At 54.5% G+C, this 19,263-nt stretch carries 15 protein-coding genes; 9 read left to right on the forward strand and 6 right to left on the reverse strand.

Annotation, left to right across the window (positions count from 1 at the left end; all coding sequences use genetic code 11):
• The first annotated feature begins 52 nt into the window (after positions 1-52).
• Entirely contained in the window at positions 53-508 is a 456-nt protein-coding gene (locus tag IQ254_RS08555) for a hypothetical protein (protein WP_193965757.1), read from the forward strand.
• Here the strand turns inward: IQ254_RS08555 and IQ254_RS08560 are convergent.
• Together IQ254_RS08560 and IQ254_RS08565 are read right to left on the reverse strand one after the other, a co-directional pair.
• The gene (locus tag IQ254_RS08560) at positions 498-1,178 is read right to left on the reverse strand and encodes a DUF4033 domain-containing protein (protein WP_193965758.1); all 681 of its coding nucleotides are present in this window, start codon (positions 1,176-1,178) and stop codon (positions 498-500) included. The two genes, IQ254_RS08555 and IQ254_RS08560, sit on opposite strands and share 11 nt — an antisense overlap.
• A 68-nt stretch (positions 1,179-1,246) precedes the next feature.
• On the reverse strand, positions 1,247-3,001 hold the full coding sequence (locus IQ254_RS08565) for an ABC transporter ATP-binding protein (RefSeq protein ID WP_228040381.1): 1,755 nt from the start codon (positions 2,999-3,001) through the stop codon (positions 1,247-1,249).
• A 147-nt stretch (positions 3,002-3,148) separates the two neighbouring features.
• Here IQ254_RS08565 and rdgB point away from each other — a divergent pair, with 147 nt between their 5' ends.
• Positions 3,149-3,727, forward strand: a complete 579-nt coding sequence (gene rdgB, locus IQ254_RS08570; protein WP_193965759.1) for an RdgB/HAM1 family non-canonical purine NTP pyrophosphatase — start codon at positions 3,149-3,151, stop codon at positions 3,725-3,727.
• A 91-nt stretch (positions 3,728-3,818) separates the two neighbouring features.
• Here the strand turns inward: rdgB and IQ254_RS08575 are convergent, their stop codons facing one another.
• Entirely contained in the window at positions 3,819-3,938 is a 120-nt protein-coding gene (locus tag IQ254_RS08575; RefSeq protein WP_106871929.1) for a photosystem II protein Y, read from the reverse strand.
• 1,026 nt (positions 3,939-4,964) lie between these two features.
• Here IQ254_RS08575 and IQ254_RS08580 point away from each other — a divergent pair.
• The 6 genes from IQ254_RS08580 to IQ254_RS08605 all read left to right on the forward strand — a co-directional run bounded on the left by IQ254_RS08580 (position 4,965) and on the right by IQ254_RS08605 (position 13,337).
• Positions 4,965-6,845 (forward strand): PRC-barrel domain-containing protein, encoded by a 1,881-nt coding sequence (locus IQ254_RS08580; RefSeq protein WP_193965760.1) that lies wholly within the window; start codon positions 4,965-4,967, stop codon positions 6,843-6,845.
• Positions 6,820-6,975 (forward strand): hypothetical protein, encoded by a 156-nt coding sequence (locus IQ254_RS08585; RefSeq protein ID WP_193965761.1) that lies wholly within the window; start codon positions 6,820-6,822, stop codon positions 6,973-6,975. Before IQ254_RS08580 ends, IQ254_RS08585 begins: the two co-directional genes overlap by 26 nt.
• 695 nt (positions 6,976-7,670) lie before the next feature.
• Positions 7,671-9,965 (forward strand): photosystem I core protein PsaA, encoded by a 2,295-nt coding sequence (gene psaA, locus IQ254_RS08590; RefSeq protein WP_193965762.1) that lies wholly within the window; start codon positions 7,671-7,673, stop codon positions 9,963-9,965.
• A gap of 116 nt (positions 9,966-10,081) precedes the next feature.
• Positions 10,082-12,310 (forward strand): photosystem I core protein PsaB, encoded by a 2,229-nt coding sequence (psaB, locus tag IQ254_RS08595; protein WP_193965763.1) that lies wholly within the window; start codon positions 10,082-10,084, stop codon positions 12,308-12,310.
• A gap of 372 nt (positions 12,311-12,682) precedes the next feature.
• Entirely contained in the window at positions 12,683-13,165 is a 483-nt protein-coding gene (locus tag IQ254_RS08600) for a photosystem I reaction center subunit XI (protein WP_193965764.1), read from the forward strand.
• Between the two features lie 55 nt (positions 13,166-13,220).
• Entirely contained in the window at positions 13,221-13,337 is a 117-nt protein-coding gene (locus IQ254_RS08605) for a photosystem I reaction center subunit VIII (protein WP_193965765.1), read from the forward strand.
• A gap of 299 nt (positions 13,338-13,636) precedes the next feature.
• Here the strand turns inward: IQ254_RS08605 and IQ254_RS08610 are convergent, their stop codons facing one another.
• Positions 13,637-13,795 carry a hypothetical protein gene (locus IQ254_RS08610; RefSeq protein WP_193965766.1) on the reverse strand — a complete coding sequence of 53 codons (159 nt, stop codon included), beginning with the start codon at positions 13,793-13,795 and terminating at the stop codon, positions 13,637-13,639.
• A gap of 367 nt (positions 13,796-14,162) precedes the next feature.
• Positions 14,163-15,641 (reverse strand): catalase, encoded by a 1,479-nt coding sequence (locus IQ254_RS08615; protein WP_193965767.1) that lies wholly within the window; start codon positions 15,639-15,641, stop codon positions 14,163-14,165.
• 149 nt (positions 15,642-15,790) lie between these two features.
• Between IQ254_RS08615 and IQ254_RS08620 the strand changes: the two genes are divergently transcribed.
• Complete coding sequence (locus IQ254_RS08620) at positions 15,791-17,050, forward strand: sodium:proton antiporter (protein ID WP_193965768.1); 1,260 nt, start codon at positions 15,791-15,793, stop codon at positions 17,048-17,050.
• A gap of 421 nt (positions 17,051-17,471) precedes the next feature.
• On the opposite strand, the gene IQ254_RS08625 is transcribed toward IQ254_RS08620, so the two are convergent.
• Positions 17,472-18,767, reverse strand: coding sequence for a hypothetical protein (locus tag IQ254_RS08625; RefSeq protein ID WP_193965769.1), 1,296 nt, complete (start codon positions 18,765-18,767; stop codon positions 17,472-17,474).
• Positions 18,768-19,263 lie beyond the last annotated feature (496 nt).

The raw sequence follows: 19,263 nt of genomic DNA on the forward strand, positions 1-19,263 counted from the left end.
CTCCCCTCCCCTACAATGACCACATCCATTGGGCCAGAGGCGATCGCTTAGAATGGAGCTATTCAAGCGTCAGGTGTGGATCAACTTTCTGGGCTTGCTGCCCGGCAGTTTGGTCACGGTACTCGTAATCGCTATTGCATTTCTGCGGTTCTATGACAAACAAGACTTCCAGTTCCTCAGCATCGTCGCCCAGCCCCAACTCTGGAGCAACCGACTCACCGTGGCAGCCCTCCTGGCTGCACTGGCTAATTTCGGCGTTGAGTGGAACCGTCGAAATCGAGAAGGAAACCGTGAGGCTGAAGCAAGAGACCGAAGAGCTGAGGAAACAGAACGCGAAGCTGAAAGAGCAGAACGCGAAGCTCGACGAGATCGACAGGAAGTACGCTACCAAAAAGCTCAAATCCGATACCAACTAGACCCCAATGTGGCCAATCGTCAGGAACTGATATTGGTGCTGGCGGCACTGGAAGAATATGAGCAAACCCTATCGGACACCCTCAGTGCCTAACCTTGGGGCAGGGCTGGGGATCTCTGGTTGCGAGGGAACAATGATCGATGAGGCAGGGCTGCTGGTAGGCGTCCTCGGTCTCTAGGGGTGACGGCGGCTGACCAAAGACCATCTCGCAGCTAAAGTCTTCAAAATTCGGCACCATGGTGAGGGGAATGCCAAAGTCTTCGGTAAAGAAGCGCTGGGTAGGCAGCTTGCACATGTTGACGCACATGCCGACGCAGCGACTCTCATCCAGGTAGCGGCACTTTTTAATTTGGACGCCGCTGCGCTGCTGCCGCACCTGCCCTTGGGCATCGGTAAGTTCGACGGTTGTGACATCGCAGGGGCCAACTAGCCACTCAAACAGGAGGGTGGCAAACCAAGCATTGAGTTCACAGACCAACTGGGTGGGTGCAAACAGATGGCGAATCAGCCACAGGGCTTGGGAGGGCACTAAGGATTTGAGCACCACGGCTACAAGAGCTTGCTGCTGTTGGGCATTGCGCCCCTGCATAATTTGCTGCGAAAGCTCGACAAACCCGTCATAACCCCTGCGGGCGGGGTCTTTGCCGACAGCCTTAGCCATTTTGTGGCTAAACAGCCAGATAAATAGACGATCGATCGCGCCGTCGTTATAAACTGCTTTCTCAGAGTTGGGGCCAAGGCCCGTAGCCGGAGACGATGTCATGCCAATGGGAACCGTTAGGGACTTACTTCAGAGTAGTCATTACAGAGCATGATGACAGCGGGGGCAGGCTACCCCTGACTACTGCCTGCAAACTGTTGAGCATAAAATTGAGCATAGCGACTCTGGTTAGCCAACAGTTCGCTGTGGGTACCCGACTCGATCACTTGGCCTTTTTCTAGCACCAAGATACGATCGGCGTCGCGCACAGTGGCCAGTCGGTGGGCAATGATAAACACGGTGCGATCGCCCATGAGCCGCTCCAGGGCCTCCTGCACCAATGCCTCTGACTCGGCATCGAGCGCTGAGGTAGCTTCGTCAAGGATGAGAATGCGGGGGTTGAGCAGAACGGCGCGGGCGATCGCCACCCGCTGCCGCTGCCCCCCCGACAGGTTTACGCCCCGCTCACCCATCCAGGTGTAGTAGCCCTGGGAAAACTGGCTAATGAAATTGTGAGCATTGGCGATGCGAGCCGCTGCTTCCACCGCTTCAAGGTCAAAGTCTTGTTGGCCAAAGGCAATATTTTGGGCGATCGTACCCGAAAATAGCGTGGTTTCCTGGGGCACAATGCCGATCTGCCGCCGCAGGCTGCGCAGGGTCACTGTGGAGACATCGACATCGTCGATCAAAATTTGGCCCGATTGGGGGTCATAGAAGCGAGGCAGCAAGTTTACCAGGGTCGACTTGCCTGCCCCCGAAGACCCCACCAGGGCAATTTTTTCGCCGGGTAAAGCCAGCAAATCCAAGTTGCGCAACACCGGCTCGTCGGCCTCGTAGCCAAAGGTAACGTTGCGGTACTCTACCCGCCCAGTGACCTTGGGTAAGTCGCCAGCACTGGGCAATTCGCGCACCGCAGGCTCAATATCTAGCAGCTCGATCACGCGATCGACCGAGGCCTCGCCCTGCTTAAACTCGCCATAATTGATAATGACGTGGTTGACCGGGTCAATCAGCATTAGCGCTGCAACCACGTAGCTACCAAAGGAAGCCCCGGTAAGATTACCCTGGGAAATTTGCCAGGTACCCACTAGCAAAATCAGCATCACGACCACGGCGTAGGTAAAGCCCACCACCGGGTACTGCACCGCCTGCAGCCAAGCCGCTTTGTACTTGGCCTGGCGGTTTTTCTCAGCTTCCTGGGTAAAGCGCTCGACCTCGTAGTCTTCGGCAGCAAAGGCCCGCACTAAGCGAATGCCGCTAAACACCTCGGTCACCAGCGACGACAGATCAGACACCAGATTTTGGCTGCGCCGCGAAAACGTCAGCATTTGCTCCCCAAACCACCCGGCCAGAATGGCCAAAATCGGCACCAGCACGATGGCGGTGAGGGTGAGCTGCCAGTTGAGATAGACCATATAACCCAGCACCACAACCAGCTGTAGCACTGACGGCAAGAAGTCATGGAACAGCTTTTGCACCACTTCGCCAATGCGATCGATATCCTCCGTTAGTCGATAGGAGAGATCGCCGGTTTGACTGCGCTCAAAGTAGGTGAGGCTGAGCCGATGGATGTGGGTATAGACATCTTTGCGCAGGTTAAAGGCTACCTCTAGGGCCGCCCTCGCCATCAGCGAATCTTGAATATATTGACCAATTTTTTGGAGGGCAAATCCGGCCATGGTGATGGCGATAAACCGCGCTACCACAGGCACATTGCCCGCCGCTAGCTGGGCCAGTATATTTCCCGACAGCCAGGCCAACACCGGCCAGAAGGAAACGAAAATGATAGTGCCAACCAGCGCCTGGGCAATGGTGCGCCATTCACGTCGCACATAGGGAGCGAGCGTCCAGTAGTTGGAGCGTTGGGAGGGGCGCTTTGCGGTCAAGGGCTCAACCTTTTCGATTGAAGGCAACTGTTCAACCACGCTACCAGGTTTAGGTTCAATCTGTATTTGGCAGCTGTGCCATTTTGTCGGCCCGAACCAGGCACTACAATCGACCCATGGCTCCCTCTTGAAATGGATAGATTACCCATGCCCACGGTCGTTGTCGCTACTGGGAACCCCGGCAAGCTAAAAGAAATGCAGGTGTATCTCGATGCCCTGGGCTGGGAGCTGCAACTCAAACCCGATGCAATCGATATTAAGGAAACCGGCACCACATTTCTAGAGAATGCCCGACTGAAAGCATCGGGGGTAGCCCAGGCACTGGGCCAGTGGGCGATCGCAGACGATTCGGGCCTACAGGTAAAGGCCCTCGGTGGCGCGCCAGGCATCTACTCGGCTCGCTACGCCCCTAGCGATCGAGCCAGAATTGATCGCCTACTGCAAGAGCTAGAGGGCATAGATCACCGCCAGGCCCAGTTTGTTTGCGCCCTGGCCCTGGCCAACCCCGCTGGCCAGATCGTGGTTGAAACCGAGGGTATTTGCCCCGGTGAAATCTTACTGGCACCGCGCGGCACAGGGGGCTTTGGCTACGATCCGATCTTTTACGTGCCAGCCCTGGGGCAGAGTTTTGCCGAAATGTCGCCACAACAAAAAGAGCAGCACAGCCACCGAGGCGTAGCCTTTAACCAGCTGATGCCCAAGTTGCAACAGTTAGCCCTAGAGTGAACCGGCAATTTCAGGCCAGCCCCTTCTAGGGCAACGTGAGTGGGCTTAATTTAGGCGGTAACAATGCGACGACAGACTCAACGAACCAGGCCTAAGCCTCCCGGTTGAGAAAGTCTTGTAGTTGCCCTAGGGCAGCCCGACCGATGTTAAACACAGCCCAGCTAGCCGCCACAGCAATCGGCAATAAAACGACTACAACACGCCAATCCATAGGGGATGACCTCCTAAATTGAGTTTACTTAAATAGTTGTCACAATTTTCTCATAATGTACACCACCTGGGGCGATCGCGGGCAGAGAGATTTATCTGCCCACCCTCGATCAGGGCAGCTCGGGAGCGATCGCGACCATTAGCCAGTTAGGACGCTATCGGGATAAAGCCCATAATCCTTAGCACCGTTGGCCTAGCTGCGACTACTGACCGCCAAATATCTCCACACAGGTCTCCACACAGGTCTCCCCACAGGGGCGGTCGTCGTGGAGCTCTATGACCGTCCTCTTAAAATCGCTGCATCCAGTTACAACACATCTGTAAAGCAGCGCCAAAGCAGCGCCAAAGCAGACACCCACTGCCAGCCTTAACAGCAGCCTTAGGAAAGACTCCAAAAATCAGCCCACCCGCCAGGGATTTTCATAACCCATCTTTGCCTTGTCAATCTATCTAAAGACAGATAGATTTTTATTTCTTGATGGGGAGGCTTTTTTTGTTACATCGAGAGTAGAGTTACTATGGGAAGTAGAGACAGATGTGTTTATTCTGGCCTTTTACAAGGTCAAAGTTTCTAGAGTTAGCCTATTTACTACCTGCTTTTTTGTTCTGCTGATAGTAGAAAAATAGTGGGTTTTAGGCACTTTAAAATTCTTTGAGAGAATTCTCTGATCTGCAATGGATCCCTGTTAGGAAAGGTTATGCCTCGCTACAAAGTTAGCTCTTGAGTTCAAACAGCTCTTGAGCTCAAACACCGCTGTGAAATTTTGAAGGAGTTGGCAATGCCTAGGTTAGTAGGAAAACGGACTAATCATAGACTTTTTTGGGGTGTCGCTTTGGTACTGCTCGCGATCGCAGGCCTGGGCACGCTTGAGTACAAGGGCTACACCAACTGGGGGCCTGACGTTGTCCGGCAGCAGTAGCCTCCGCTCGCTGAATTTACCATCAACTGATTTTTTAGGCTCGATCCCAGTTGGCTCAGCCTCAAACCAATACTCTACGGTTCACACACTAGCGGCAAGGAGCAACTATGCGACAAGGTAGCGATATTTTAGGGAAGTCGATTTTTGCCTACGACACTGGCAAAATGTTGGAGTCAGTACGTGATTTAGTTTTTGACCATGAAACTAATCAGGTGCTGGGCTTTCTAGTGTCTGAAGCAGGTTGGTTTAAAGGTGCTCGTATTCTGCCCCTGGCATCGGTTAAAGCCATTGGCCCTAGCGGCATTATTACTGCCGATAAAAGCACTCTTGTTTCGGCTAAGACGCTAAGCCGTATTAAAGCTCTGCTGCGAGAAAACAATATCCTGCGGGGTACCAAAATTATGACCACCGATGGTCGTCACCTCGGTACCATGGTTGACCTGTTTTTTGACGAAATTACGGGCTTGGTGGAGGGCTATGAAGTCTCTGGCGGGCTGTTTGCCGATGCCTACTCAGGGCGATCGTTCGTGCCCGCGCTACATACGTTGACCATCGGCGAAGACGTGGCCTTTGTATCACCCGAAACCGCTGACCTAATGGAAGAACAGGTGGGTGGGGTACGCGGGGCTCTGCAATCAGCGAGCGATCGCCTGCAAGAGGCCAGTCAGTACACCGGCACTAAGCTTCAGGAAGCGGGTCAGTACACCAGCGAGAAGCTTCAGGCTGCCACCACCGCTGCTCAAAAAGATTGGGAAGCCCTCACCCGTGATGCCAGCGAACAGTACGACACGGCTCGTCGCAGTGCCGAGGTCTCAATCACAAATGCTGTTGTGGCCCCTAGTGAGCAGCAAGCTTTTACCCTAGGCAAAACGACCCAGGATGCCGTGCTTGATCACCAGGGGCATATGCTGTTCCCCGTTGGGTTAGCGATCACGGCGGCGGATGTGCAGAAAGCCTCAGATAGCGGCGTGCTCGATCGCCTCTACCGGGCGACGGGCGGCGACATTGGCCAGGAAGCCCGCGATCGCATTCAGGTGGCTACCCAAGCTGCCAGGGAACAATTTCAAACAGCTACGCAGCAGGCCAAAGACCAATTTCAGTCGGCAACCCAACAGGCTAGCCAAGATCTCAAAGGTTTGCAGCATGACACCCTGGCATCAATCACCAATGCCGCCGTCTCCCCCGCCAATCAGCGCGCCTATGTCCTGGGTAAAATCGTCGATCGCGACATTTACACTACCGCAGGCAACCTGTTAATTGCTGAAGGTGCTGTGGTCAATACTGAGGTGCTGAGTCTGGCCGATTCTGCCGAGGTGCTCGACGAACTCTACCGCGCCACAGGTGGCGATATCAGTGCCGATCTGACCCAGCAGGCTACAGGGTTCTTAGCTGCTCCCCTGGTTGATCAAACCCTAGGACAGCGCGCTGAGACTACAGTACGGACTCCCTCGGGGGTTGTGATCGTAGCGGCCGGACAGATTGTCACCGAAACGGTGCTGGAGCGTGCCCGTACCCATCGCCAAGAGCAGGCGCTGATGGACGCCACGGGTCTCAGTCTGGATGCAGCCCTTCGCCAAGGGGCCAGCCAGAGGCTGCAACGCACCAACGAGCAATTCAAGCAGAGAACTGCGATCGCAGGCAGGCAACTGCAAACCGGGGCCAGCCAGCTCCAATCTGAGGCCGCTACCCTGTGGGCAGTCCTGCAGCGTCAGGCGACCAATGCCCAGGTTCAGGTTCAGCAGTTCATCGAGAACCGTCGCATTCAGGGAGCCTTGGGACGCCCAGTGACAAGGGTCATGCTCGATGAACAGGACCAAGTCATTTTGAACGTCGGCGATTTGATTACTCACAAAGCTATTCATCGGGCTCGCGCAGCGGGCTGCTTAGAGATTTTGCTGGGGTCAGTGTACAGTCATACCCCTGAACTGACCCGCTCTGACCTGCGTGCTCCCACGCCTGGGGATGCCGCCCTGGTGCAGCGAGGATAATGTCACTGGTGGGCGGATCGCCATTGAGCCGATCGCCATTGAGCCGATCGCCATTGAAATGAAGGCATTCTTTTTCCCGATGGGGACGCTGCCCATTGGCGAAGCTTGTCTACAAGACTTACGATTCTGACCAAACCCAGTTCTGGACAGGGCAAATCTAACCCGGTCAGGCTGACATTGCCGAACGGGCGCATCTTGGTAGGCATGTAACTTACCCCATGATGGCCCCAAACCTTTCGCTATGAGCCGCTCAGGTCACAGCCAGACTCAGCCCATGCCATCTAGCAACCAACCCCATTTCTAGAAGCCGTAACCTCAACCATGGTTACGACGAGACCCCGCAATGGGCCAGTTTATTCATTCTCTGGTCGCTAATATATAGAGTACTAAACCCTCTTATGTTGAGATGATTATTTTTCTTTATTGCAAGAAATAAAAGAGCACTGTCGGCCATCCTCAAAGTATTTGGCTTGTCGATTTTATTTTTTCCAGAGTTATTAACTTGTGAAACTTTCGCTTACCAAGAACACCAACCATTCTGTAGTTTATTACTTAACCTGACCTTGTTTTTAGGACGATTGAGTGATCTAGCTTAGGTTTTAGACTGGCTCTAGCCCTAGGAAAGTCAGGATTGAAAGCTATTAAACCGTTCGATTCAACGGTGCCTTTCTGGGTTATCCAGTCAAAGTCACCCCTGCTTCGGAAGGCTTTTTAGCACCCAAAACGCTTATTTAAGCTTTCTATAGACTCAATTTATATTCGTCTATCGAGTAGGAAGCACTTTATATCCGCTCTGTATTTTCGAGTAGAAGAGAGGAGAGTCCCATGACCATAAGTCCCCCTGAACCGGGACAAAAAGTCAGGGTCGTAGTTGATAAAGATCCGGTACCCGTCTCATTTGAGCGATGGGGCAAACCCGGCCACTTCGACCGCACGTTGGCCAAGGGGCCCAAAACCACCACCTGGATTTGGGATCTGCATGCCGACGCCCATGACTTTGACAGTCACACCAGTGACCTGGAAGATATTTCGCGAAAAATCTTCAGTGCTCACTTTGGCCATTTAGCCGTCATTTTTATCTGGCTAAGCGGCATGTACTTCCACGGTGCCAAGTTCTCTAACTACGAGGCTTGGCTCACCAACCCCACCGGCATTAAGCCCAGTGCTCAGGTAGTTTGGCCCATTTTTGGCCAAGAAATTCTCAACGCCGACGTGGGCGGCGGCTTCCACGGCATCCAGATCACCTCTGGCTTGTTCCAGATGTGGCGGGCCAACGGCATTACTAACGGCTTCCAGCTCTACTGCACCGCCATTGGCGCCCTGGTAATGGCCGGGCTGATGCTGTTTGCCGGGTGGTTCCACTACCACAAGGCTGCTCCCAAGCTGGAGTGGTTTCAAAACGTGGAATCGATGATGAATCACCACCTGGCCGGGCTCTTGGGCCTGGGCTGTCTGGGCTATGCCGGTCAGCAGATCCATGTGTCGTTGCCCGTCAACGCCTGTTTGGATGCGATCGATGCGGGCAAGCCTCTAACCATTGGTGGCCGGCTAATCGACTCGGCGGCGGCGATACCCTTGCCCCACGAGTGGATCCTTGACAAGAGCTTGATGGCGGATCTATACCCCAGCTTTGCCGAGGGACTAAAGCCATTTTTCACCCTAAATTGGGGAGTCTACGCTGACTTCCTGACCTTCAAGGGTGGGCTAAACCCCCAAACTGGCGGGCTGTGGCTGTCGGATACGGCCCACCATCACCTGGCGCTGGCGGTGCTATTTATCGTCGCGGGCCACTTCTATCGCACCAACTGGGGCATTGGCCACAGCTTTAAAGAGGTGCTAGAAGCTCACAAAGGGCCCTTTACCGGCGAAGGCCACAAGGGTATGTACGAAATTTTCACCACCTCCTGGCATTGCCAGCTGTCGTGGAACTTGGCCTGGGTGGGCTCTCTATCGATCATCGTGGCCCACCACATGTACTCGATGCCCCCCTACCCGTACATCGCTACCGATTACCCCACTCAGCTGTCGCTGTTTACCCACCACATGTGGATTGGCGGCTTCTTAATCTGTGGGGCGGCGGCCCACGCAGCCATCTTCATGGTGCGGGATTATGACCCCGCCATTCATGTGGATAACCTGCTGGACCGCGTGTTGCGCCATCGGGATGCGATTATCTCGCACCTCAACTGGGTGTGTATTTTCCTGGGCTTCCATAGCTTTGGGCTATACATCCACAACGACACCATGCGGGCGCTGGGGCGACCCCAGGATATGTTCTCCGATACGGCGATTAACCTCCAGCCCATATTTGCCCAGTGGATTCAGGGCATCCATGCTGCCGCCGCTGGCAACACGGCACCCCAAGCCCTGGCCGGGGTTAGCCCTGTGTTCAACGGCGACGTGGTAGCGGTAGGTGGAAAGGTTGCTATGGCGGCCATTCCCCTGGGGACAGCCGATTTTATGGTGCACCACATTCATGCCTTCACCATCCACGTGACGGTGCTGATTTTGCTCAAGGGCGTGCTATTTGCCCGCAGCTCCAGGCTAGTTCCCGACAAGGGTGAACTGGGCTTCCGGTTTCCCTGCGATGGACCCGGTCGGGGCGGTACCTGCCAGGTTTCGGGCTGGGATCACGTTTTCCTCGGCCTGTTCTGGATGTACAACTCCATCTCGATTGTGATTTTCCACTTTAGCTGGAAGATGCAGTCGGATGTGTGGGGAACGGTTTCGCCCGACGGGGCAGTGTCGCACATTACCGGCGGCAACTTTGCGGCCAGCGCGATCACGATCAACGGCTGGCTGCGCGATTTCCTTTGGGCGCAGGCTTCCCAGGTGATTGGTTCCTACGGGTCGGCACTGTCGGCCTACGGTCTGATGTTCCTCGGGGCGCACTTTGTCTGGGCCTTTAGTCTGATGTTCTTGTTCAGCGGTCGCGGCTACTGGCAAGAGCTGATCGAGTCCATTGTTTGGGCGCACAGCAAGCTGAAGCTGGCTCCGGCCATCCAGCCCCGTGCCCTGAGCATTACCCAAGGTCGGGCCGTGGGCCTGGCGCACTACCTGTTAGGAGGGATTGCCACAACGTGGGCCTTCTTCCTGGCGCGAATAATTTCGGTGGGATGACCCGTTTGGTCATGGGATTCCCGGTAGGGGCACAGCATGCTGTACCCCTACCGCAACCCAAACCACCGAATTTCGACGAATTGCGTTTTCTGACCCATTCGTATCCGTTTTGATTCATGGCAACTAAATTCCCAAAATTTAGCCAGGACTTGGCTACCGATCCGACCACAAGGCGGATCTGGTACGGGATTGCCACGGCCCATGACTTTGAGAGCCACGATGGCATGACGGAGGAGAATCTTTACCAAAAGATTTTCGCCTCCCACTTCGGCCATTTGGCAATCATCTTTTTGTGGACCTCGGGCAACCTGTTCCATGTCGCCTGGCAAGGCAACTTTGAACAGTGGGTGAAAGACCCACTGGGCGTGAAACCGATCGCCCACGCGATCTGGGATCCGCAATTTGGCCAACCCGCTGTGGATGCCTTCACCCAGGCGGGGGCCAATTATCCGGTTAACATTTCATTCTCTGGGGTGTACCACTGGTGGTACACCATCGGCATGCGCACCAATGTCGATCTCTACAGCGGGGCCATGTTCCTGCTGATTATGGCGGCGGTCATGCTGTTTGCCGGTTGGCTGCACCTACAGCCTAAGTTTCGGCCTAGCTTGGCCTGGTTCAAAAATGCGGAATCGCGCCTGAACCACCACCTGGCTGGGCTGTTTGGCGTTAGCTCTCTGGCCTGGGCTGGTCACCTCATCCACGTGGCGATTCCCGAAGCGCGGGGTCAGCACGTGGGCTGGGATAATTTCCTGTCAGTCAAACCTCACCCTGCCGGGTTGAAGCCCTTCTTCACTGGTCAGTGGGGGGTCTATGCCCAGAACCCCGACAGTGCAAACCATGTGTTTGGCACTGCCCAAGGGTCGGGCGATGCGATTCTCACCTTTTTGGGTGGGTTCCATCCCCAGACCGAAGCGCTGTGGCTGACGGATATTGCCCACCACCACCTGGCGATCGCGGTGTTGTTTATCGTCGCGGGTCATATGTACCGGACTAACTTCGGTATTGGCCACGACATGAAGACCATCATGGAAGCCCATAACCCGCCACCGGGTACCCCCTTTGGGGGCATGATTGGGGCAGGACATAGAGGCATCTATGATACTTACAACAACTCCCTGCACTTTCAGCTAGGTTGGCACCTGGCCTGTTTAGGGGTGGTGACATCCCTGGTAGCGCAGCACATGTACTCGCTACCGTCCTACGCGTTTATCGCCAAGGACTTCACTACCCAGGCGGCGCTCTATACCCATCACCAGTACATCGCTGGCTTCTTGATGGTGGGGGCCTTTGCCCACGGGGCGATTTTCTTGGTGCGGGATTACGACCCCAAGGCCAACGAAAACAACGTGCTGGCTCGCATGCTGGAGCACAAGGAAGCGATCATCTCCCACCTGAGCTGGGTATCGCTGTTCCTGGGCTTCCACACCCTTGGACTGTACGTTCACAACGACGTAGTGGTCGCCTTTGGCACCCCAGAAAAGCAGATCCTGGTCGAGCCAGTCTTTGCCCAATGGGTACAGGCAGCCTCTGGCAAGCTGCTCTACGGGTTCGATACTCTCCTATCTAACCCCGACAGCATTGCCACCACCGCCTGGCCTAACTTTGGCAACGTGTGGCTACCGGGCTGGATGGATGCCATCAATAGCGGCAGCAACTCGCTGTTCTTGACCATTGGCCCCGGCGACTTCCTGGTTCACCATGCGATCGCCCTGGGTCTACACACCACCACCTTGATCTTGGTCAAGGGGGCGCTGGATGCCCGCGGCTCGAAGCTAATGCCCGACAAAAAAGACTTCGGCTACAGCTTCCCCTGCGATGGCCCTGGTCGGGGCGGCACCTGCGATATCTCCGCGTGGGATGCCTTCTACCTGGCCATGTTCTGGATGCTGAACACGATTGGCTGGGTGACCTTCTACTGGCACTGGAAACACCTCACTTTCTGGGGTGGCAACGTGGCCCAGTTCAATGAAAACTCGACCTATCTCATGGGTTGGTTCCGAGACTATCTGTGGCTTAACTCGTCGCAGCTAATCAACGGCTACAACTCCTACGGCATGAATAATCTGGCCGTCTGGGCATGGATGTTCCTCTTTGGGCACCTGGTCTGGGCGACGGGCTTCATGTTCTTGATCTCCTGGCGGGGTTACTGGCAGGAGCTGATCGAGACCCTGGTGTGGGCCCACGAGCGCACTCCTCTGGCGAACCTGGTTCGCTGGAAGGATAAGCCCGTTGCCCTCTCCATCGTGCAGGCTCGGGTGGTGGGTCTGGCTCACTTTACGGTGGGCTACATCGTCACCTACGCCGCCTTCCTGATAGCCTCGACCTCCAGTCGCTTTGGCTAGCGAGGAGCGCATCCCCTCCTCGGAGGGGTAAGGGGTGGGTTTAACTGAGTCCGTTGATCCACCCCGCCCTCCGGGCACCCCTCCCAGGAGGGGAAAGTAAGACAAAAAATTACGCTCACGAGTAGCCTTTTCAAACAGCCACCAGGCTGAGACGGCGATGGTGGGCGATGCCCACCCGATCAAAAATATTTTTAGAAATTGAGGTGTGTCAGACCCTCTACAGCCCCGTTCTGACCCCTTCTACAGGCTTGAGACGGATGGAGACTCTCCGCTTCTCAAGAGTCCTGGTTCTTCGGGGTAGTTGAGCCAGGACTTTTATTCTTTTCCCTGCGTGTCTAGACAACCAAACCAAATCCAGAGGTAAATCAACCCATGACCAATCAAGTCGTTGGCCCTTACCAAGGCGATCCTCAACTGGGTCACCTGTCTACCCCGATCAGTGACTCTGCTTTTGTGCGGGCATTCATTAGCTGGCTGCCAGCTCACCGTAAGGGAATGGCTCCCATTACCCGAGGCCTAGAAATTGGCCTAGCCCACGGCTATTTTTTAGTCGGGCCAGAGGTGGTTGTAGGGGCTTTGCGAGACTTTGAGGCGGCTCCCTACCTGGGTGGGTTGGTGACTGCGATCGCGATCGTGCTGCTCGGCACCGCTGGCATGGGAGCCCATGGGTTGGTCTCGAACAAGCCCGCTGCTGAACAGCCCGCTGGTACCGACGCCCTCAAAACCTCCGAAGGTTGGAGCGAAATGACCGCTGGCTTCTTCATTGGCGGCATGAGTGGAGCCTATATGGCCTATTTCCTCCTGACTCACTTTGAAGAGCTCAATGCCATTTTCAGAGGTTTTGTGAATAACTAGGTGCCCCGAGGCTAGGCTCAACAATATTCATTTACTTGCTAAGGAGATTTCAATCATGGATGGAACCTATGCGGCATCGTGGCTGCCCTGGATTTTGATTCCGATTATCACCTGGCTCATGCCAGTGGCCGTGATGGGCATGCTGTTTTTCTACATTGAGAGCGACGCCTAAACACCTAGGCGTTTCGTCAGTGTTTGGGATGGGGTGGTAACACACCTGCTCAACATCACAGCTAGAAGGCGCGGGTTCCGCGCCTTTTTTTGCCTAGCCTACTTAGACTGGCGACGATCAAGAGTAGGCTGAGCCATTGTCGATAACCTGATCGTGACTGAATAATTCCACCTTAATCGGTCACCAGCCGAGCAGTACTGGCATTGCAGCCCTCATCCAACTTGATTCCCACCATTCGGCGTTGGCGGGGGGATTGTGATTTTGGGACGTAGGCAGCATAGCAACGTTAACCGTGGCTTCTAGGCGTAGCGCCGCACCATCCGCTCTAGCTGACGCATCACCTGCCGAAGTTGCTGGTTTTCTTGGCGCAGGGCTTTGTTTTCGGCCCGGAGGCGTTGATTCTCATACCCTAGGGCCTGGTTATCTGGGTGTAGCTGCTCTGAAGATGAAGCGTACATGGTGGTTTCGGGTGACAAAGACTAGGCGATTGCTCGGAGCCGCACCCTAACCTTGCCCCTATTGCTAAGGACAGTTGGCATGGCTCAACGATCAAGACTGAACCATGTTGGCGGGCAACGGCAAAGGTCACCAATGTTAGAGATGATCTAGGCAGTTACGCTATATCTCTATTGTGGCTTGCCTATAGGCCCGACTTAGAAACCGTAATCAAGCGCAACAGCGCCCCGCGGCAGGGCTGCCCTAACAGGGTTTCCTATGATGTCTAGCCCTAGTACTCCACAGCTTAAGTTTATGTACTAGTCCTTAGAGCTAGGGAGCAGGAGAGCCAAGCGAGCCAGAACGATGGACATATTTCGCCTCAAGGCATTAGGTAGACGCGGGTTTAGGATCGGGCTGGGGGGGCTTCACCTGACCGATCGCCTTTGAAACCCGATCGGCTAGCTCGGGGTCGGCCTGGCGAAACAGGGCGAGCTGATGCTTCTGAATTATGTCCATACATTTGCCGAGGCTACCGGCAATATTCTTAACTAGCCGCCCTTTCTCGTCTTCACTCAGCATTTGATAGAACATCCGCGCCTGGTCGGCATGGTCGTCTTCATCGAGCTCAATCCGATCGGCCAGCCCTTCGACAGGATGCGCTGGTTCGGCTGCACCTGGAGCAACCTGGGGATAGTCGTGGTGGGTAGGGTGGAAGTTGTTGCGGCTGCCTTTGCTGCTATCGCTCTGCATTAGCCCATCCCGGTAGCCGGTGTTAGCCGTTGTAGCGTGGGGCGCATTGACGGGTAAGGTCTCATAGTTGACGCCGAGACGATAGCGGTGGGCATCTGCGTAGGACATGATCCGCGCTTGCAGCATACGATCGGGCGACCAGGAGACCCCCGGTACGATGTTGCCCGGCGAGAACGCAGCCTGCTCAACTTCAGCAAAGTAGTCTTCGGGGTTGCGGTTCAGCTCCAGACGGCCCACCCGCTGCAGCGGAAAGTCGCCGTGGGGCCAGACCTTAGTCAGATCAAAGGGATTCCAGGGGAAATCCTTGGCTTGCTCATCGGTCATGGTCTGGATGTGCATGGTCCAGGAGGGATAGTTACCCTCGTCAATGGCGTTATAGAGGTCCTTGGTGGCCCAGCGGGGCTCGATACCCTGGAGTTTCATCCACTGCTCTTCGGTGAAGAACTTATTGCCCTGGTTAGTCTTAAAGTGAAACTTAACCCAGATCCGCTGGTCTTCTGCATTGATGAAGCTAAAGGTGTGGCTGCCGTAGCCGTTCATGTGACGCCAGCCCATGGGGGCGCCGCGATCGCCCATCAGCCACAGCACCTGGTGCAGGCTCTCCGGCACCAGCGACCAAAAATCCCACCAGCGCTCGTCCTGCCGCCAGTTCTCTTGGGGATGCTCCTTCTGCGATCGAATAAAATCCATAAACTTCATTGGGTCGCGCATGAAGAAAATGGGGGTGTTGTTGCCGGTCAGATCCCAGTTGCCCTCTTCGGTGTAGAACTTGATGGCAAACCCGCGCAGGTCGCGATAGATGTCAGAGCCACCCTTAGATTTAGCTACGTTTGAGAAGCGCACAAAGACTTCCGTTTCTTTGCCAACTTCAGCAAATAGCTTGGCTTTGGTCAGGGAGGTAATATCGTCAGTCACTGTAAAGGTGCCGTAGGCTCCAGACCCTACGGCATGTACCACCCGCTCAGGAATCCGCTCGCGGTTGAAGTGAGCCATCTTCTCCAACAGCGTGTAGTCGTCGAGCAGCAGAGGACCATACTTCCCCGCCGATCGCGACACTTCGTTGCTCGGTACGGGAATGCCCGCCGCGTTCGTTAGCGTATTCTTTGTATCAGCCATAAAGACACCTGGGTTCCGTAGAAATCTGGGCTAAAGCAGGGAGGGTGCTGCCAAAGTCATACCCTGCACTCTAGCGGTGACGTCCAAGCCCTCGCCTCTGCCAAATGAGAGATGCTCAAACGCCGCGAAGCGCCTTGAATAGATAGACCATGGAACCAAAAGTTATTCTCTACATTGCCTTCGGTCTAGCAACGCTAGGGCTCACCTGGCTACCGGATGTGCGGCATATTCGCTACATCGGCACTCCAATCATCTATGTACTGTTGGCGGCACTCCTGTTTAGCCTGCCGCTGAATTTACCGGTCATCGATCCGATCGCTAATACGGTTCATAGCCACATCACTGAGTACCTGACCGAGCTAATTGTGATTGTCTCTCTAGCCGGAGCGGGCCTGGCGATCGACTGTCCATTTCGGTTCAAAGCTTGGGCTTCGACCTGGTGGCTGCTAGGGGTGGCTATGCCCCTTTCGATCGGTGCTGCCGTGGTGCTGGGGCAATATCTCTTTGGTCTATCGTTGGCGGCATCGGTTTTGCTAGGAGCACTCTTGGCCCCAACTGACCCCGTTCTAGCCGCTAGTGTACAGGTAGGGCCACCCAATCAGGGGGGCGAGGATCCGGTGAGGTTTAGCCTTACCACCGAAGCCGGGCTCAATGACGGTCTGGCTTTTCCCTTCGTATATCTGGCTATGGGCCTGGCCGAACACGCGTCAGTTGGGGGCTGGCTGGTAGAGTGGTTTTTCGTCGATCTGCTCTACCGGGTTGGGGCAGGCATTCTGTTGGGTATTGGCGTCGGCTGGATTATAAGCCACTACGTTTTTCACTATTCCGATGAGACCAATCGAGCCGAGACCCAAGAAGGGCTAATGGTAATGGCAACGATCTTTTTAGCCTACGGTTTGGCCGAAATGATCCACGGCTACGGCTTTTTAGCTGTCTTTGCGGCGGCAGTGGCCGGCCGTCAAAACGTGAACAAAGCCGATAGCTATCATCAAAAGCCTTACCAGTTTGCTGACCAAATGGAGAATATTCTACTGGGTTTCTTGCTGCTGGCCCTGGGTGGGTTCATTGCCACCAGTACAGTTCAGCTGGGTTCAGTAAATGCCCTGGTTTTTGCTGGGTTGTTTTTACTGGTGGTGCGACCGTTGGCCGGTATGATTTCGCTTAGAACGCTCGAGTTCAGGCGGATTGAAAAGCGTGCGATCGCCTTTTTAGGCATTCGCGGATTTGGCTCGTTCTATTATTTGGCCTACGCCCAAAACCACGGCAGCTTTGAGGACATGGGGGTGCTGTGGCAAATCACCACTGTCGTCATTTTGGCTTCGCTGCTGATCCACGGCGGCAGCGCTACCTTCGCCATGCGTAAGCTCGACAGCAAGGGGCATTTACAGTCGTCGCTGCCGCCAAGCTAGCGCCTGAACCACGTCCAAATTCAAACACGCCGCCTAAAAGTAGGCAGGCTGTAGACACAAACGGCCGTTTACCCTGACCAACTGGAACCATACCCCAGACCTGAGGATGAATAACGGCAATATGTTAGGAAAAGGATAAAAGTCCTGGCTCAACTACCCCGAAGAACCAGGACTCTTGAGCAGCGGAGAGTCTCCATCCGTCTCAAGCATGTAGAGGTAGTCAGAATTAGAACCGTAGAGAAAATCTGACCGACCTCAATGGGTCAAATCCTGTGGATCAAATCTTGGTCGATAGGGCAGCCATGGTCCTACCGAGGGGACGGGGGCATAGGCGCTATGCCCCCGATTGTCAAGGCATCAGTCAGGGGCGAATCGCAGTTCGTCCAACATCAACGTGCTCAGGAATGCTACCAGGCAAATGCTACCGGGCAGTAGTGTGGGAGAGATCGACACTGCCAAAGTTAAGACTGAGAGCAATATTGATATTCTCAAACATGGTGACCAGCCATTCTACGGTTTCACTAGAAACCGTTTCGTAGTGGTTAAACAAGAGCGAAAAACGTCGCTCTACAAAAGGCCTAACTTTTTGGCAAATTAGCAAGATTCGCAGCAGTAGCCCCGTAGTATGCACCGGCCCCAAGTTGTTAATCAGATCGAGAAATACATAGTGCTGACGTCCAGCACTGGGGTCAACCACTAAAAAATTAAACAGATTACTGCAGGTTCGCACCTTGAGAAAGTCATCGACAGGGCTGCTATCGCTGTCGTTACAAGTTGCCAGGAGGTGATCTTGCAGCATAGTCTTGAACTGTCGCTGGCCGTATCCGACATTAACATCGGCCATGATGTAATCAAACAAGTCTTCTTTAAACTGCCTAAAGGAGGCCCCCTGATCGTGGGTGAGCAGAAATCGCTGAGCACCATCGCGATAGCTTTGGCCATGGTCGCGACGACGGGCAAAATGCCGCAGCGACGAGGCCAAGTCGTGGTCGCTTAGAAGCGTGGGGTTGGGTACCACTCGCAGTTTTTCGGCAACGTCATCCCGCCCCTGGCGATGCATGCGCCCCTGGCGAACTCGGTAGGTGACGTAGTGAGATAGGTCTACCTCAAACTTATGCTGGGCCTCAACCTGCATGTTACGCACATATTGCTGATGTTGCAGGTCGCTGTCTTCAGTAACCAGGCAGTGCTCGTAGAGGTAAGGGTAACGATTGATTAACGACCCCAGGGGCACAGCCTCGGCTTGTCGATAACGGGGCAGGGCTGAGTGGCGCGCTTCGATAATGCGAGCTAGGCGTTTAAGGGCTAGGTACTGCTCTGTATCGCGAAAGTTGTGAGTAACATGGCGCAAGCGGCGAACAGAACGCGAGCGTGACAGCTCTGGCACTCGGCTCGGTGGAGTTGACTCAAGCAGGGCAATCAGTACAGGAATAGCAGGCTGCAGCTGAGTGTTAGTCTGCCACCGATTAATTAAAATGTGGCAGCAGCGGTTGAGGATAAAGCGAAAATACTCGTCGATCTCATGGCAGCTTAGCAACCGATCAAGCGCCGCTACCACCTCGCGGTCGGGGTAGCCAAAACCATCTAGAAAGAGCGCTTGGAAGCGATCGATCATAGCATCAGGAGATTCTACCGATACACAATCGAGAAGATGGCTATACAAGCGCTGCTCGTCGGCAGTAGTAATTCGGCTGTTATAGGTCGATTTAGTCTTCACGTATTTACCGCCCTTGCCCCATCAACAGGCAGGTTGACTTAAACTCAACCCACGTGGACTGCGATGAGAAAAACTTTGGAAAATAAACCCACAGGCTAAGGTACGAAGCCAAGAGATGCACAGCTTTGATGGCAATAACAGTCCTTAGCCTTATTAAAGATGGCGGCAGAGCCTTTCTGCGTCAGTTTTTACACTGGACAATCACCCCAACACCTTAAGACTACTGCGTGGATTCTCCGGTTTCTGGGAATATGTCGAGGGTATTAACGAAATTCCAGTAAAATTTGCTGTCAAACTATAAGGCAACCATAAACTTCAACGAAGACTCAGCGGGTTCATCACATGAGGAACCCCGCAGCCAACCTTTGACGTATTCGACCATAGCCTAATACTTAAACGCTGAGGAGAGGGGGATCAACCGTCACCTCCCTGAAGAACGTCTAGAAGGTAAAAGGTTGCTAAATCAACGTTCTAGCTCGCCAGACCCACGCCCCAA

It is taken from the genome of Nodosilinea sp. LEGE 07088 (assembly GCF_015207395.1).
Classification (GTDB): domain Bacteria; phylum Cyanobacteriota; class Cyanobacteriia; order Phormidesmidales; family Phormidesmidaceae; genus Nodosilinea.